This window comes from Aeromonas veronii (assembly GCF_040215105.1).
In the GTDB taxonomy this organism is placed as follows: domain Bacteria; phylum Pseudomonadota; class Gammaproteobacteria; order Enterobacterales; family Aeromonadaceae; genus Aeromonas; species Aeromonas veronii_G.
The window spans coordinates 2587178-2603141 of sequence record NZ_CP157875.1 but is presented as its reverse complement, the minus strand read 5'-3'; the positions used below and the strand labels follow the sequence as shown (position 1 = coordinate 2603141).

The window sequence follows — 15964 nt, the reverse complement described above, 5'->3', positions numbered from 1 at the left end:
TTTGTCTGAAAGGCGGGATCAGGGCACGTCGTAACCGAGGGCGGCCTTGCGGATCCGGAACCACTGCTGGCGGCTGAGCACGATGGACTCGGCCGCTACGGCCGCCGCGATCCGCTCCCGCTTGCCGGAGCCGATGAGGGGCAGCGGCTGGCTCGGCAGCATCATCACCCAGGCGTAAACCACTTGCTCCAGGGTCTGGGCACCCACTTCCTGGCGAATTTGCTCGAGTTCGGCGCGCAGGGGGCCAAAGGCCGGATCGCTGAACAAGCGGCCGCCGCCGAGGCAGGACCAGGCCATGGGTTTGATGCGCAGCTGCTGGCACTGATCCAGGGTGCCGTCCAGCGTCCCTTCCTGATGGAGCGGCGAGATCTCCAGCTGGTTGGTGACCAAGGGGAAGGGAAGGCGCGATTGCAGCAGCTCGAACTGGCGGGCGGTGAAGTTGGAGACCCCGGCGTGCTTGATCTTGCCCGCCTGCTTCAGGGTGACGAAGGCATCGGCCACCTCGTCCGCATTCAGCAGAGGATCCGGGCGGTGGATCAGCAGCAGATCAAGATGATCGGTGCCGAGTTTTTGCAAGGAGGCCTCGGCGCTCGCGATGATGTGGGCCTTGCCGGTGTTGTAGTGGTTGAGGGCATGTTCCGGCTTGGCGGTCAGGGCGATGCCGCACTTGCTGACGATCTCCATCCGGCTGCGCAGGGACGGCTCGAGGCGCAGGGCACGACCGAAGGCCTCCTCGCACTGGTAGCCGCCGTAGATGTCGGCGTGATCGATGGTGGTCACCCCCAGATCCAGGTGGTACTTCATCAGATCCAGCAGGGCTTCGGGGGAGAGCTGCCACTCCATCAGGCGCCAGTAGCCCATGATGAGACGGGAGAAGGTCGGGCCTTGCGGGTGCAGGGCAAGACGGGATACGGACATGGTGACTCCTTGGGACATAACGGAAAATGGGCGAATACGGGAAATAAATACTGCCTGCATCTTGGTCTCTTCCGGTGGACATGGCAATAATGCGTCCCGCGCAAATTCGAACTTTGGTTCTGGGGAGGAGAGATGGAAGGGTTTGCCGACCGGCTGCAGAGCTTGATAGGGACGGGGAGCGTGAGCGCCTTCGCCCGCAAGGTGGGCCTGAGCGAGGCATTGATCCGCAAGTACCTGAAAGGGGCCGAACCCGGCCTTGGCAAGGCGAACCAGATTGCCATGGGGGCCAACTGCTCCCTGGAGTGGCTCGCCACCGGCTGCGGTTATCTCTACCGCCAGGCCGAGGTGGTGGATAGAGAAGCGCTGGCAGCGGCGGGCCGTTTGCTGCTGGAGCGTTTACCTGCCGAGCCCCTGCCCGATGAGGAGCAGCTCGTCACTCTGCTCGCCTACTACCAGTTCCTGCGCAGCCACAAGCAGGCTGACGGTTTTCTGGACTTGGCCCGGGCCAGGGAGTTTGGTCGCCACCTGGACAAGGCCTGAGCCGGAAGAGATGGCGCGCGAAGCGCCAGAGCCTCGATGAGGCGGCGGGAGAGCGCGGGAGCCTCGGGCCCGTGATTCTTCTGATACCCTCTAAACAAAGGGCAAATCCAAGGACATGGAGATGGGCTATCTGATCCTGGGCAGTGGCGGACTGGGCATGGCGCTGGCACATGAGCTGGCCAGTCGCGGCGAAGAGTGGCTGCTGGCGGGGCGGCAACTGCCGAGAGGGCTGGATCCCGCCTGCTATTTCCCGCTGCAGGAGGTGGACTCTCTCGCCTTCGATGCCCTGTTCACCCTCTATGAGCAGGCCCGGTTGCCGAGCGTGGTGATCAACACCATCGGTCTGCTGCACGATCTCAACCACCTGCCGGAGCGGCGGGTGGAAGAGGTGGATCCCGCGTGGCTCTGCGAGAGCCTGCAGGTCAATGCCTGGCCCCATCTTGCACTGGGGGCCTGCCTAAGCCGGCTGATGGCGCCGGATGCTCGCCTCTGGCTCTGCTCTGTCTCGGATCTGGCGGGCAGCATAGGAGATGCTGCATCGCAAGGCGTCCCTGGTCGCTACAGCTACCGGATGAGCAAGGCAGCCCTCAACATGGGCTCTTGCCTGCTGGCGCGGGAGTGGGCACAGCGCTTCCCCGGTGCTGGGGTCATCACGGTGCACCCCGGGCCGATGGACACCCCCCTGCAGCAGCCGTTTCACCACGAGCTGGATATTGCCTCGCTGCCAGCCCCCGCGCAAGTGGCGCCGCGACTGCTCAACCTCATCGAGACCCTGACGCCGGCCCACTCCGGCCAGTTTCTGGATCTGGCGGGCCGCCCCCTTCCCTGGTGAGTCACCGGATTCACATTCCGCTCCCCCGCCGCTTGCCAGGCTCTCCCCGTCTGGTTAATGTCATTCACCTGCATCAGGAGGATGACATGCGCTATATCGATTTACGAAGTGATACCGTGACCCAGCCCACGGAGGCCATGCGCCAGAGCATGCTGCACGCCGAGGTGGGGGATGATGTCTATGGGGAAGATCCCAGCATCAACGCGCTGGAGCGCAAGGGGGCCGAACTACTGGGCAAGGAGGCCGCCCTGTTCGTGCCCTCCGGCACCATGTCCAACCTGCTGGCGATGATGAGTCATTGCCAGCGCGGCGAAGGCGCCATCCTGGGCTCGGCTTCCCACATCTATCGCTATGAGGCGCAAGGGTCTGCCGTGCTGGGCTCGGTGGCGTTGCAACCTGTGCCTACTCAGGCCGACGGCACCCTGTTGCTGTCCGATGTGCTGGGGGGCCTCGCCCCCGATGATGCCCATTTCGTCCAGACCCGCCTCATCTGCCTCGAGAACACGCACAACGGCAAGGTGCTGCCACTCTCTTATCTGCATCAGGTGCGCGATGTCGCCGACCGCCATGGCCTGTCACTGCATCTGGATGGTGCTCGCTTGTTCAATGCGGTGGTGGCGAGCGGTGAACCGGTTGCGGCCATTGCCGCCCCCTTCGACAGTGTCTCCGTCTGCCTCTCCAAGGGGCTGGGGGCGCCGGTGGGCTCCCTGCTGGTGGGAGCGGGCGATTTCATCGCCAGGGCCCGGCGACTGCGCAAGATGCTGGGGGGCGGCATGCGCCAGGCCGGGAGTCTGGCCCAGGCCGGCTTGTTCGCCCTGGATCAGCACGTTGCACGCCTTGCGGACGATCACCGCCGTGCCAAGCGGCTGGCACAAGGGTTGGCGGTCCTGCCCGGCATCGAACTGGATCTTGCCGAGGTGCAGACCAATATGGTGTTCCTGCGGCTGGTGAAAGGGGAGAGCGCGGAACTGCTCGCCTTCATGAAGGAGCGCGGCATCCTCTTCTCCGGCTACGGCGAGATGCGACTGGTAACCCACTTGCAGATCACCGATGACGACATCGACGAGGTGATCGACGCCTTCACCGAGTTTGTGAACGCCTGATGCACGTCGATGAGTGAGAAACGAGAGAGGGCGCCTGCGGGCGCCCTCTGCTTTTGTTGCCGGGGGCTCAGCCCTGACGCTGGCCCATGATCAGGGTTGCCTCGTCGGTGGCGTCGTAGATCATGACGGCCAGGTGGGTCACCTGGCCACCGAAATCGGCCAGTGGCACCAGGGTCAGGTTCTGGTACATGTGGGGGGCCGTGCCAGTGATGGGGCGATAGTTGGAGAAGCGCAGCAGGTAGGGGCGCTGCTCCCAGGTACTGAAGGCGCGGTTGTTGAGTTTGAACACCATGTTCGCCTTGCGCTCGAACCAGGCCCTGTCCACGTCGGGAAAGAGCTCGAACAGGCTTTGATCACGCACCTGCGCGGCCAGGCGGCCGCTGTGGCTCTCCATGAAGCCGTTCCATACCTGTACCTTGTAGTCCCGGCTGAGTACGACCAGCCCCACATCCAGGTTCTGGACTATGTTCATCAGCCAATGAAATTCGCGAATCTCCATGGTCACTCCTTGCTCTCTTGTCTGGTCATTTATGCTGCCAATGGTCGTGATGACCCTAGAGCATGTGCATGATCTTGTTATTCATGGTGGCGATGGAATCTTCAGTAAACAACAGTAGCAGATCGCACTGCACGGCATAACCCTGGATCCGGTAGTTGATCTCGATGGCCAGGGTGCGGCGCCAGCGGCTCTGGTTGGTCTGGATCAGGTCCTGGATGGACCTGTGTTGACCCAGCACCACCGGGTGCCCCTGGCTGAAGGGGGTGTCTAGCTGATTGGCGTAACCGCGCAGGAAGGCGCCGATCAGCACGTTGGCGGTATCCATCAGCAGTTCCAGCTCGGCATTGTGATCGAGTGCCCCCTGATGGTTCATCAGGCGGGCCAGATCCTGGAAGCTGGCATCATGGAACAGGAGCAGGGCCTCCCCGGCAATGCCGGCACCGATGAAACCCTGGCAGACGGCAGAGAGGGTATCCGACTCGGCGGCGGCCGAGAGGGCCATGTGCAGTTCGGAGACCTCCAGCACGTTGACGTTCGGGATGGGCAGCACCACGAAGGCGTCGAGCAGCTGGGCCAGCAGGTTGGCGGCCTGGCCCATGGCAACGTTGGCCAGCTCCTGATAGACATCCCTGAGCTCCGGGGTGAACGAGATGGCCGGGGCGCTGACAGGGGGGGCGGATGGCGTGACCGCCACCGCGGGAGCCGTACCCGGCTGCCACAGGCCGTGGCGTTGCAGGAGTGCTTGCAGCATCTCGGGGGAGGCGGGTTTCTTGATGAAATCCAGGGCGCCGAGCGCCATGACGCGCTGATAGGCTTCCGGCTGGATATCGCCGGAGACCACGATCACCTTGTTGCGCAGCCCCTCTTGCTTGAGGGTTTCCAGCACGCCGTAACCGTCCATCTCCGGCATGGTGAGATCCAGAAAGACCAGATCCCCATGGCCCATCAGGATCTGCTCCACCCCTTCCAGGCCGTTGGCGGCCTGGTGCAGGGTCACTGACCAGGGGGTGGGCAGGGCGCGCATCAGTTGCTTGCGGGCAAAACCCGAGTCATCACATATCAATACATTCATGGTGTTGGCCAGTCCGTGCGAGGTGCATCGGGTAAAGGTCGCAGTATCAGAGGTCAGATGCAATGGGCAGGGGCATGGCCGGCAAGAATTGATCGTCCCGTTGATGGCTGCGATAGCGTACCGAGTACTTTTCAACGAACTCGGCGAACATCTTGACCCGCAGCGGGGTGAACTGGGGCTGGCACTGCAGCATGTAGAAGGGGCGCCGATCCGATCGCCAGTTTGGCAGCACGGCCACCAGCTGTTCATCCTGCAGGAAGGGATGAACATAGTGCAGGGGGGCGTTGACGATGCCGAGGTGACGCCGGGCCGCTCGCACGGCAGCCTGGGTCTGGTTGACACTCAGGCGCGGGGGGCGTTTGACCTGCACCATCTGCTCGTCCCGATCGATCAGCTGCCAGTGACGGTGTGGCCAGCAGTGGATGAGGTCGTGCTCTTCCAGCTGCGCCGGGTGCGCCGGGTTGCCCATCTTCTCCAGATAGAGGGGAGAGGCGAACAAGCCGTACTCGATGTGGCCGAGGCAGAGGGCATTGGGCAGGGACTGGGGCAGCTCGCCATTGAAGAACACCAGATCCCTGTCTTGATCGCACAGGGGGGAGTGATCATTGGTCTGGCTGATGTCAAATTGCACCCCGGGATAGCGCAGGCCGAAGTCCGCCAGCATGTCGACCAGGATGGTGTTGGAGAGGGCGATGGGGGCCGCGAGGCGAATGAGGCCGCGGATGTCGCGATCCTGACCCTGGATCTCCCCCGTCGCCTGTTCAATCTCGGCGAGGGGAGTGCAGAGGCGCTCGTAATAGCGCAGGCCTTCGTCGGTGAGGCGCAGCTTGCGGGTGGATCTGTGCAGCAGGCTGCAGCCAAGCTGCTCCTCCAGCTGAGAAATTCGTCGACTGATGGTGCCGGTCGGCATGCCCAGCGCGGCTGCGGCGTGGGAGAAACCGCCCTCTTGCACCACCTTGACGAACAGATAGAACTCTTCGATGTACTTCATAAGCGGCTTAGGGGGTGTTTGTAACAAGCCAGAGACCTTATGAAGAGTCATCTGGCTTGGCAAGCGCAATCCGGCATTTAATTGATCTGGATTAGATTCGATTCCCGGCGATATTCATTCAACAGGCGGACAAAATCCGCGGGCGCCCGATCCAAGCTGTTGTCCGGGACCAGCAGATCATACCCCAGCAAGTCCCGCAGTCTCGTCATACGGTTGCCGAGCATGGCGATCACCCCCTCGTAACGCTGACCGGAGGGGGAACGAAAGCGGCTCTCTTCCAGCAACTTTCCCCCCAGCAGGCCACTGCCACAACCGCCGCCAAGGCAGCCTGGCTGCTCGCTCTGCATCGCCTGCAACAGCACGGCGCGTTGCTCGGTCAGCAGGCGGACCGCCAGCCGGGGTGTGATCAACGTCAAAAAATCGTCGTAATCCTTAATCTTCAGACCGATATAGGGGAGGGGCACCAAATCCCAGCCCAAATGGATACGCGGCTGGTCAATTCGTTGAATATTTCTCCATTTCAGGATCCAGCCCCCGTGCTTGTGGTGATATTGCAAACAATCCTGACACAGGGAGAGACTAAAATGAGGCTCATTGAGCTTGAGGGCTCCGACGAATACTGTCATCAGTCCTGCGAGGAGCACCGAGATGGCCGGGATTAATAGTTGTTCGCGAAACAAAAAAAGTATAAAAATCATGGCTATGGTTATGACTACACCCAACAATATCAATGTGAGTCCGTTTTTTCTGACCATAGGGTTCACATGTAGCGTTTTCATATAAAACCGGCCTTATCTTGCCCATGCATGTTTCCAGATTATGAGCCGGATCTGATTTTGTACCAGCACGTTGGCGTCGTTCAGGGATGGCCGTGACTGGTGTTGCTATGAGCTCTCAGCATGAATCACCACCAAAGATGAATACGCTAGACGAACGCCTACTCACTGCCATGGATGCACTCCATACCCCTGTCTGGGTCTATGACATCCAGCGTCATCATATCTACTGGGCCAATGGCTCTGCGCTGGGGGTATGGGAGGCGAGTTCCCTCATCGAACTGCAATCCCGCGACTTCTCGGCCGACATGGCCGCCGCCATCGATCTGCTGTTGCAGCGTTATCTTGGCGACTTCCAGCAAGGGCGCAGCTACAGCGAGTGGTGGACCATCTCCCCGCGCGGGGTCAAGAAACAGGTCTATCTGCGCCTCTCCGGGGTCGAGATAGCCGGGCGCCTGATGATGATGACGGAGGCGGTGATCGACGCCGACACCCTCTATCAGGAGTCCTCCCTCGCCACCGGCGATACCCTTGCCTGTCTGTTTGACAACCAGGGGCGATTCGAAAGTGGCAACCACCACTTCGAGCTCTGCTTCGGCCTCCAGGTTCGCCAGCTGATGCAGGTGTTCTCCGGGGTGGACGAGGCCTTTCTGCGCCGGCTCTCCCGCCTCGACGAGGTGGTGGCCGAGGGGGAGTGCCGGACCTTGAAGGGGATGCGCTGGTTTCAGTACCAGTTTCGTCACATCCAGCAAGGGGCCAGGATACTGCTCACCATGCGGGACATCACGGACCGCAAGCTCGAGGAGCTGGAACACCGCCACCTGGCCTGGCACGACTCCCTCACCGGCCTGCTCAACCGCTATGGCCTGATGAAATCCCTCGAGGCCTATTGCGGCATCGGGGGACGCTTCGCCCTGGTGTTCATGGACTTGGACAACTTCAAACTGGTCAATGACAACTACGGCCACAAGGCGGGGGATCGCCTGCTGGAGCGGGTGGCCGGGCGGCTCAAGCAGATCTGTCCGCGGGACGTGGAGCTGGCGCGCCTCGGCGGGGACGAGTTCACCGCCCTGGTGCCCCTCAATCAGGCGAGCGAGCGGGCCCAGGAGGTGGCGGATCTCATGCTCTCCCAGATGAGCAAGCCGCTGCAGCTGAGCGGCCTCCCCGAGGTCACCATAGGGGGGAGCATCGGCATCGCCATCTACCCGGACGACGCTGATGATGGCGACAACCTCATCACCCGCGCCGACATGGCCATGTATCAGGCCAAGCAGATGGGACGCCTGCGCTGGCAGCGTTTCACCCCCAGCATGCAGCAGAGCCTGCATCGCAAGCTGACCTTGAAGCAGTTTCTGGCCAAGGCGGTGGGCCGCCAGGAGCTGAGCCTGCGCTATCAGCCCCAGGTGGATGTGGCCCAGGGCCGGCTCATCGGCTTCGAGGCCCTGCTGCGCTGGTACAACCCCGTGCTGGGGCACGTCTCCCCGGGGGAGTTCATCCCGCTGGCGGAGGAGATGGGGCTCATTCGCGAGATAGGGAGCTGGGTGCTCTCCACGGCTTTGGCCCAGATGGGGGAGTGGCAACGGCAATGGCAGGTGCGGGTGCCGGTGTCGGTCAATCTCTCCGGCTTCCAGCTGTCGGCGAATCTGCCGGGGCTGGTGGCCCAGCAGCTCGCGGCATTCGAGGTCGATCCCGGTCTGCTGACTCTGGAGCTGACCGAAACCGTGCTGATGCTGGATATGAAGGGGTGCATCGACATCCTCGACGCCTTGAGCGGGCAGGGGATCAAGATAGCCATCGACGACTTTGGCACCGGTTACTCGTCGCTCGCCTACCTCAACCGGCTGCCCATCGACACCATCAAGCTGGATCGCTCCTTCGTGGTGGGGCTCAACCTGCCGGTGATCCGGGCCACGGTCGCCATGGCGACCAGCCTGGGACTCGGGATCCTGGCCGAAGGGGTGGAGGACGAGCACGAGCTGGCGGCCCTGCGCGCCCAGGGTTGCCACATCTTCCAGGGATTCCTGTTCAGCACTCCCATGACCGCGGCCGAGGTCGAGGAGGTGGGTTTCGTCATCCAGTGCAAGAGTGGCGCCTATCCGCTGGTAAACGGCTAAAATCTCGACAGTGGGATGTGCGGCATGTCGCGTTTTTATGGTGCGACATACCAAATTAAACAAAATTAATCGAATATATGACTCGTATCATGGGTTTTATTGGACGTTATCGCTAGTATGCAGCCTCATTTCCTGGTCGTGGAGTATCACCATAATGAGTCAAGCTGCAGTCAACAAGGGCCCCGCCAGCCCACCCAGCGGCTGGTTGAATCGCTTTCTGAACGGGGTGGAGAAGGCGGGCAACAAGCTGCCAGACCCCGCCATGCTGTTTCTCTATGCGCTGTTGATCGTCTGGGTCGGTTCCTGGATCCTCTCCCAATTCTCGTTTGATCTGGTCAATCCCCGCACCGGCGAGGCCGTGGTGGTCAACAACCTGCTGACCGGCGCAGGGCTTGCCGAGTTTCTCGCCAGCATGGTGACCACGTTCACCAGTTTTGCGCCGCTTGGCATCGTGCTGGTGGCCATGCTGGGGGTGGGCGTCGCCGAGCAGTCCGGTTTCATCAACACCGGTCTCAAGAAGCTGCTCAAGGTCACGCCGGCGCGTTTTCTGACCCCCATGCTGATCCTGGTGGCTATCGTCAGCCACACGGCGGCGGATGCGGGTTATGTGCTGGTCATTCCCATCGGGGGCATCATCTTCCACGCCGCCGGCCGTCACCCGCTGGCGGGGATCGCCGCCGCCTTTGCCGGGGTCTCCGGCGGCTTTGCCGCCAACTTCCTGCCCTCCGGCGGTGATGCCCTGCTGCAGGGGTTCACCCAGTCGTCTGCCCAGCTGCTCGATCCGGAGTACATGGTCAATACCCTGTGCAACATCTTCTTCACCGGCGCCTCCTCCCTGCTGATCATCTGCGTGGGCTGGTTCGTCACCGAGCGCATCGTCGAGCCGCGCCTCAAGCACATTCCCCTCAACGAGGAGCTGGAAAGCGCCGACGAGATGGGCCGCTACAGTGACCGGGAGAGCCGGGCCTTCAACTGGGCCGGCTTTGCCATGCTGGCGGCCATCGTGCTGCTGGGACTGGCCCTGTCGCCGAGCGATTCCCCCATGCGGGCGGCGGATGGTTCGCTCACCACCTTCGCGGCGCCGGTGATGAAATCCATCGTGCCGCTCATCTTCCTGCTGTTCATCCTGCCGGGTATCGTCTACGGCTTCGTGGCGGGCAGCTTCAAGAGCGGCAAGGACGTGATCGACGCCATGTCCGCCACCATGAACAAGATGGGTTCCTACATGGTGATGGCCTTCTTCTGCGCCCTCTTCATCAAGGCGTTCGGGGATTCCAACCTCGGTACCCTGCTGGCGCTCTCCGGTGCCGAGGTGCTGCACGCCCTGGCCCTGCCGGGGGAAGTGACCATAGTCGGCATCATCCTGCTCACCGCCACCGTCAACCTGGTGGTGGGGTCGGCGTCGGCCAAGTGGGCGCTGATCAGCCCCATCCTGGTGCCCATGCTGATGGCGGTGGGGATCTCCCCCGAACTGACCCAGGCGGCCTATCGGGTAGGGGATTCCGCCTCCAACATCATCACCCCGCTGATGGTCTTCTTCCCGCTGGTGGTGGTCTATTGCCAGCAATATGTGAAGAGCACCGGCATCGGCACCCTGGTCTCCATGATGCTGCCATACTCCCTGGCCTTCCTGGTGAGTTGGAGCATCTTCCTGCTGCTCTACTGGGGGATGGGCTTCCCGCTGGGGTTGCAGGCCCCGTATGTGTATCCTGCCCCTTGAGGGTGACGGGGGGCCTTGGGCCCCTCGTTTTTTTTGGGTAAAGTGAGGCCTTCATCTGGAGGCACCATGAACCCGACCATCGATCTCATCCTTTCCCATCGCTCCATTCGCCAATTCACCGCCGATCCCATCGATGCCGCCCAGCTCGATCAGATCCTGAGCGCCGCCCAGTCGGCCGCCAGTTCCAGCTTCCTGCAGGCCAACAGCATCATCCGGGTGACCGACAAGGGGCTGCGTGCCACCCTGGCGGAACTCGCCGGTCATCAGGCCTATGTGGCGGAGGCGGCGGAGTTTCTACTGTTTTGTGCCGACTACCAGCGTCACAGCCAGATAGTGCCACAGGCCCAGACCGGCTTTGTGGAGCAGTTGCTGATCGGCGCCATCGACGGTGCCCTGATGGCCCAGAACGCCCTGTTGGCGGCCCAGTCACTGGGGCTCGGCGGTGTCTACATCGGCGGCATTCGCAACAATCCGGCTGCGGTGAGCGAGGCACTCTCGCTGCCTCATCAGGTGATCCCCCTGTTTGGCCTCTGTCTGGGTCACCCCGCCCAGCAGCCTGAGCAGAAACCGCGTCTGCCCCGCGCCCTGGTGGTTCACGAGAACCGCTACCCAGCTGCGCTCGATCGCGAACTGCTGGCCCAATACGACGATCAGATCCAGGCCTACTACCAGGCCCGCAGCAGCAACAACAAACAGCAGGCCTGGAGTGGCCAGATCAAGGCCATTCTCGGCAAGGAGGCGCGCCCCTTCATGCTGGGCTTCCTGCAATCACGAGGCTTTTGTCTCAAGTAATGGGCGAGGCGGGCGATATGAGTGAGGGACTGAGGCTGCGCGCCACCCCTCGCGGGGCCGCTTGCCATTGTTGTGAACCTGGCTGGCAATGGGCGCTACCCTGTGAGGGGTAAGCTGTTGTAGGATCAGGCAATTGGATTGGGACAGGAGTTTGGACACCCTATGATTTTAACCTTGATATTGCTGTCTATCGGCGCGCTCCTGTTTCTGGTCATCGCCTATAACGTGGTGCAGCAATACAAACAGAAGGCCGAGGCCGACAAGCGCCAGGCCATTGCTCGCCACAAAGCGGTGGCGGACGAAACCGAAGAGATGCTGCTGAACGTCAACCTGGTGCCCTTCTCCAAGAACATGGTGCTGCTGTTGCAGCACAGGATCCTGGATGCCTATCGCGCCATCGCCCAGGTCTCGCCCACCGGCCAGATCAAGCAGCGGGTGCAGGATGTGCAGATCCAGATCAAGAATGTGCAGGAACACTACAGCAGCCAGGACGAGGCACACTTCAAGACGCCGGAGTCCGATCGTCAGGCGATCCAGATGCTGCAGCTGGCCAAGAAGATGCGCGCCGTGCTGCGGGTGGAGCACAACAAGGGCAAGATAGATCCGCAAGGGTTCGCCCAAGAGGATCGTCGCCTCGAGCTGCTGCAGCTCAAGGTAAATATCGCCAACCTGGTGAAACGGGCCATGGATGCCCAGATCCAGGGGCAGTACGGTACCTGCCGCCAACTCTACACCAAGGGACTGAGCGCCCTTGCCAACATCTCCGACAAGGATGCCTACCTGTTCGCCCGGGAAGAAGACATGCGCCAGGGCTTGCTCCAGCTGGAGGAACACCTGCAGCAGCACAGCGAGAAAGAGCTGCAAAACATCAAGGACAAAGAGGCCGACGAGCTGGATGTCCTGTTCCAACCGAAGAAGAAATGGTGATATGCCCCATCCACTGAATACCACCCTGGGGCCGATGGCCCCTTTTGTTGGTCAACTGCTGACCGAATTGCACGCCCAGATGGGAGAGCTGGCGTCACCCAACGTGGATCATCTCTGCTACCGCGCCGCCACCCTGCCCGAATACCTGAGTCTCAAACGCGAGCTTGCCCAGCACGGGGTCTTGCTGGTGGAGGGCATGATAGGGGGGCGGCCCATCGCTACCTACCGGCTGCACCAGCCCGTCTGCTGGCAAGGGGTGAGCGTGCCCTGCATCGAGCTGGCCGCTCCCAAGCCGGGCCGCACGCATCAGGCGGGGCTCGAACACATCGAACTGGTGGTCTCTTCCCTGCATGAGCTGGTGGCCGCACACCCCGCTCTGCCGTTCAAGACCGCCAATATCGAGGATGAGCGCAACCCGGATGTGGGGCTGATGCTGCCTTCGGGTCAGGTGAAATTCCACCTGCGCCCCTTGAGCGAGGTGATCGACGAGGAGCTGCTGACCGGCGCCGTGGTGCCGGTACCCATGGACTATTACGGGAAGCTCTGACACTCCGCCGCGTGCCTGTGGCAGTTCAGGATGCCAGAGAGGAGAGGGGGCGCGGGCTGCGCCCCTTGAGATGACCCAGCCAGAGGCTGAGCACGGCGGTGACGCAGAGCACCAGTTCGATGCCGAGTACCAATCCTGTCAATCCCCCCCGTTCCCAGAAGGGGTGCAGATACAGACCCCCCAGACTGGCCCCCAGATAGTACCCCACCAGATAGAGCGACGATGCCAGCGCCCGGTTGTGCTCCACGTGCTGGCCGACCCAGGCGCTGGCACAGGCGTGGGCGAGGAAGAAGCCAAAACTCGAGGCAAGCAGCCCGCCGAGGATAGCAGTCAGGGTGCCAATCAGCAGCACCAGGCTGCCGATGGCCATCAGCAGGATGCCGGCGAGCAACAGGTGCTGTGCCCCCCAGCGACTGGCGCAGCGACCGCTGATGGAAGAGGCGATTGTGCCGGTGAGGTAGGTCAGAAACAGCATCCCGAGCCACTGGGTTGGCAAGGAGAAGGGGGGCTCGGCCATCAGGAAGGTGAGGTAGCTGTATTGGTTGAGGAACACCATGAAGTTGAGCCCGCCGATGAGATAGGCCCCCACCAGCAGCGGATTGCCGAGGTGGCTGGCGATGGCTTGGCGCAATTGGCCGGGGGCGGCGACCACGGCCACGAAGCGGGTCTGGGCGGGCAGCAGCCAGACGACCAGCGGCAACAAGGTGAGGCTGATGAGGCCGATGCCAAAAAACGTGTGCTGCCAATCCCCAAACCAGCCTGCCAGGAGGCCACCGACCACCCGGCCGGCGATGCCACCGAGTGAGTTGGCGGCAATATAGACCCCGACCGCGGAGAGCAGGGCTCGCTTGCTGAACTCTTCCCCCATGTAGGCGATGGCGGTGGCGGGCAGCCCGGCCAGCAAGACGCCCTGCAGGATGCGCAGGGCCACCAGCATGTCGAAGTCGGTCACCAGCGGAATGAGCAAGGAGAGCAGGATGGCGCCGGTCAGTGTCCACAACATGATGCGGCGGCGACCGAAGCGATCCGCGAGCCGGGCGCACAGCAGCAGCGAGGCAGCGAGCCCGGCGGTACAGCCCGCCAGGGTCCAGCCGGCGGAGAGGGAGCTGACGGAGAAGACCTGAGACAGCAGGGGAAGCAGAGGGTGGGTCTGATAAAGATTGAGGAACACCAGGAAGGAGCCCAGACTCAGGGCCAAGGTGGCGCGTATCCACTCACGGCTGCCGATTTCGATCATATGCGGTTGTCCTGACTGCATTTTTTGCAGAGTTATCTGCGATATATCCCGCAGACTAGTGCGCCGCTTGATATAAATATAATATATTTATGTTATCAATCTAATAAATAAAATTGATATGGATCTGAAACAGCTCGGTTATCTGCTGGCGGTACGGGACGCCGGCTCCTTCACCCGGGCCGCCAGCGCCTTGCACGTGGCGCAGCCCGCGGTCAGCATGGCCATCGCCAAGCTGGAGAGCCAGCTCGAGCTGCGCCTGTTCGACCGTCAGGATCGCAACGTGCGCCTCACTCCGGAGGGGGAGGTGCTCTGCCGCCATGCCGAGCGCCTGCTGCTGCAGATGCACCAGGCCGAGGCGGAGATGGCGGAGCTCAAGGGGCTGGAGCGGGGGGAGGTGCGCATCGGCATCCCCTACATGATGGGCTCCTACTACTTTCCCCCCATCCTGATGGCGTTCAAGCACCGCTATCCCGGCCTCAAGATCCGGGTGGAGGAGGCGGGGACCCGTGAGCTGCTCAGCCGCATGGTGGATGGCAGCCTGGACTTGGCCATCCTCATCACCAGCGATCTGCCCCCCGGGCTCGAGGGGGCCCAGCTGCTGCGAGAAGAGATGCTGATGGTGGTGGGGGAGGAGCATCCCCTGCGCCAGGCGAGAGGTGTGTCCTTGCCACAATTCTTCGCGCAGGAGCTCGCCATGTTCAGGCGCGGCTTCTATCACCGCGAGCACATGGAGGCACTGGCCCAGGGGCTGGGGCTCGAACCCAATATCGCGTTCGAGAGCAACCTCATCCCCTTGCTCAAGGCGGTGGTGCGCCAGGGGTTTGCGGTGACCACCTTCCTGCGCATGGCGCTGGACGATGAAACGGCCCTGACCGGCGTCCCCTTCGAGCCGCCCATTTTCCTCGATCTCTGCGTGGCCTGGCGACGGGGGGATCCCCTCTCCATGGCCAACCGGGCACTGAGAGATTTTCTGCTGTCACAGGCAAGGTAGGCAGCGTGGCGTTTTGTAAAATGTGATTTTCACAAATAAAAACGCCTCCTGTGGGAGGCGTTTTACAAGGGTCGGCAGAGCAGAAACACTATTTCTTGAACAGGTGATCCAGCTTGTTCGCCTTGGTGGAGAGGTAGAATTCGTTGTGGGGATTGCGCCCCTCCTGCAGGGGAACCCGCTCCGCCACCGGAATGCCGAAGCTCTCCATGGCCTTGAGTTTACGCGGGTTGTTGGTCATCAGACGCAGGCTCTTGACCTCCAGGGCCTTCAGCATATCGGCGCAGATGGTGTAGTCGCGCATGTCGGCGGCAAAACCCAGCGCCACGTTGGCCTCGACGGTGTCGGCGCCCTGATCCTGCAGATGATAGGCCCGGATCTTGTTGAGCAGGCCGATGCCGCGACCTTCCTGGCGGACATACAAGAGGACGCCGCGACCGGCTTTGGCGATGTTCTGCAGGGCGGCCTGCAGCTGGAAACCACAATCACAGCGCAGGCTGAACAGGGCATCCCCGGTCAGGCACTCGGAATGGATGCGCCCGAGCACGGGTTCACCGTCTGCGATATCCCCCATCACCAGGGCGGCGTGATCCTTGCCGGTGCCGGTTTCCTGAAAGCCAACCAGCGTGAAGGTGCCCCAGGGGGTCGGCAACTTGGATTTGGCCACGAGAGTAATGCTGCTCATAGGGTTGCTCCTGACTACAGCTGCTGAAAAAAGGCGGCCAGTTTAGCGCGCCTCACCCAGAACAACCATAAGAACAAAACCTTGCACAGCACAGTGGCATGCTGGATTGTTCATAATTGGCGCAATCGCGACGAGTTTTGTGCATATCTGCATGCCGACAACTGCCAGCGACCCCGCATTCGGGTATAATCGGCGCCCATTACCCCATCCCGCCAGGGATGCG

General features: G+C 62.0%; 16 protein-coding genes. 9 read left to right on the top strand and 7 right to left on the bottom strand.

Translation table 11 applies throughout. The annotated features are described in order from the left end of the window. Positions 1 to 18: 18 nt before the first annotated feature. Positions 19 to 918 carry an aldo/keto reductase gene (locus ABNP46_RS12020; RefSeq protein WP_349918041.1) on the bottom strand — a complete coding sequence of 300 codons (900 nt, stop codon included), beginning with the start codon at positions 916 to 918 and terminating at the stop codon, positions 19 to 21. Between the two features lie 132 nt (positions 919 to 1050). Between ABNP46_RS12020 and ABNP46_RS12015 the strand changes: the two genes are divergently transcribed. The 3 genes from ABNP46_RS12015 to ltaE all read left to right on the top strand — a co-directional run bounded on the left by ABNP46_RS12015 (position 1051) and on the right by ltaE (position 3393). Next, positions 1051 to 1458: an XRE family transcriptional regulator gene (locus ABNP46_RS12015; protein ID WP_349918040.1), complete on the top strand. Its 408-nt coding sequence runs from the start codon at positions 1051 to 1053 to the stop codon at positions 1456 to 1458. 121 nt (positions 1459 to 1579) lie between these two features. Further along, on the top strand, positions 1580 to 2290 hold the full coding sequence (locus tag ABNP46_RS12010) for a short-chain dehydrogenase (protein WP_349918039.1): 711 nt from the start codon (positions 1580 to 1582) through the stop codon (positions 2288 to 2290). An 86-nt stretch (positions 2291 to 2376) separates the two neighbouring features. Next, positions 2377 to 3393 (top strand): low-specificity L-threonine aldolase, encoded by a 1017-nt coding sequence (gene ltaE, locus ABNP46_RS12005; RefSeq protein ID WP_349918038.1) that lies wholly within the window; start codon positions 2377 to 2379, stop codon positions 3391 to 3393. A gap of 67 nt (positions 3394 to 3460) precedes the next feature. On the opposite strand, the gene ABNP46_RS12000 is transcribed toward ltaE, so the two are convergent. The 4 genes from ABNP46_RS12000 to ABNP46_RS11985 form a co-directional block, all read right to left on the bottom strand. Further along, complete coding sequence (locus tag ABNP46_RS12000) at positions 3461 to 3892, bottom strand: PAS domain-containing protein (RefSeq protein WP_349918036.1); 432 nt, start codon at positions 3890 to 3892, stop codon at positions 3461 to 3463. A gap of 55 nt (positions 3893 to 3947) precedes the next feature. Beyond that, the gene (locus tag ABNP46_RS11995; RefSeq protein ID WP_349918034.1) at positions 3948 to 4964 is read right to left on the bottom strand and encodes a response regulator; all 1017 of its coding nucleotides are present in this window, start codon (positions 4962 to 4964) and stop codon (positions 3948 to 3950) included. A 46-nt stretch (positions 4965 to 5010) separates the two neighbouring features. Beyond that, positions 5011 to 5955, bottom strand: a complete 945-nt coding sequence (locus tag ABNP46_RS11990) for a LysR family transcriptional regulator (RefSeq protein ID WP_349918033.1) — start codon at positions 5953 to 5955, stop codon at positions 5011 to 5013. A gap of 77 nt (positions 5956 to 6032) precedes the next feature. Next, complete coding sequence (locus ABNP46_RS11985; RefSeq protein ID WP_349918032.1) at positions 6033 to 6734, bottom strand: DUF2982 domain-containing protein; 702 nt, start codon at positions 6732 to 6734, stop codon at positions 6033 to 6035. A 170-nt stretch (positions 6735 to 6904) separates the two neighbouring features. Between ABNP46_RS11985 and ABNP46_RS11980 the strand changes: the two genes are divergently transcribed. From ABNP46_RS11980 to ABNP46_RS11960, 5 genes are all read left to right on the top strand, one after another. Beyond that, positions 6905 to 8845, top strand: coding sequence for a putative bifunctional diguanylate cyclase/phosphodiesterase (locus ABNP46_RS11980; RefSeq protein WP_349922476.1), 1941 nt, complete (start codon positions 6905 to 6907; stop codon positions 8843 to 8845). Between the two features lie 154 nt (positions 8846 to 8999). After that, complete coding sequence (locus ABNP46_RS11975; protein ID WP_349918030.1) at positions 9000 to 10565, top strand: AbgT family transporter; 1566 nt, start codon at positions 9000 to 9002, stop codon at positions 10563 to 10565. Between the two features lie 66 nt (positions 10566 to 10631). Then, a complete protein-coding gene (gene nfsA, locus ABNP46_RS11970; RefSeq protein ID WP_349918028.1) occupies positions 10632 to 11357 on the top strand; it encodes an oxygen-insensitive NADPH nitroreductase in 726 nt (241 codons plus the stop codon). 162 nt (positions 11358 to 11519) lie between these two features. Beyond that, a complete protein-coding gene (locus ABNP46_RS11965) occupies positions 11520 to 12284 on the top strand; it encodes a DNA repair protein (protein ID WP_349918026.1) in 765 nt (254 codons plus the stop codon). Position 12285: 1 nt separating this feature from the next. Continuing rightward, positions 12286 to 12831, top strand: a complete 546-nt coding sequence (locus tag ABNP46_RS11960) for a VOC family protein (RefSeq protein ID WP_349918024.1) — start codon at positions 12286 to 12288, stop codon at positions 12829 to 12831. A gap of 25 nt (positions 12832 to 12856) precedes the next feature. Here ABNP46_RS11960 and ABNP46_RS11955 read toward each other — a convergent pair whose 3' ends face one another. Continuing rightward, positions 12857 to 14068, bottom strand: coding sequence for an MFS transporter (locus tag ABNP46_RS11955; protein WP_349918022.1), 1212 nt, complete (start codon positions 14066 to 14068; stop codon positions 12857 to 12859). A 118-nt stretch (positions 14069 to 14186) separates the two neighbouring features. Here ABNP46_RS11955 and ABNP46_RS11950 point away from each other — a divergent pair, with 118 nt between their 5' ends. Beyond that, positions 14187 to 15059 carry a LysR family transcriptional regulator gene (locus ABNP46_RS11950; RefSeq protein ID WP_349918021.1) on the top strand — a complete coding sequence of 291 codons (873 nt, stop codon included), beginning with the start codon at positions 14187 to 14189 and terminating at the stop codon, positions 15057 to 15059. Between the two features lie 88 nt (positions 15060 to 15147). On the opposite strand, the gene ribA is transcribed toward ABNP46_RS11950, so the two are convergent. Then, a complete protein-coding gene (gene ribA / locus ABNP46_RS11945) occupies positions 15148 to 15741 on the bottom strand; it encodes a GTP cyclohydrolase II (RefSeq protein ID WP_349918020.1) in 594 nt (197 codons plus the stop codon). Positions 15742 to 15964 lie beyond the last annotated feature (223 nt).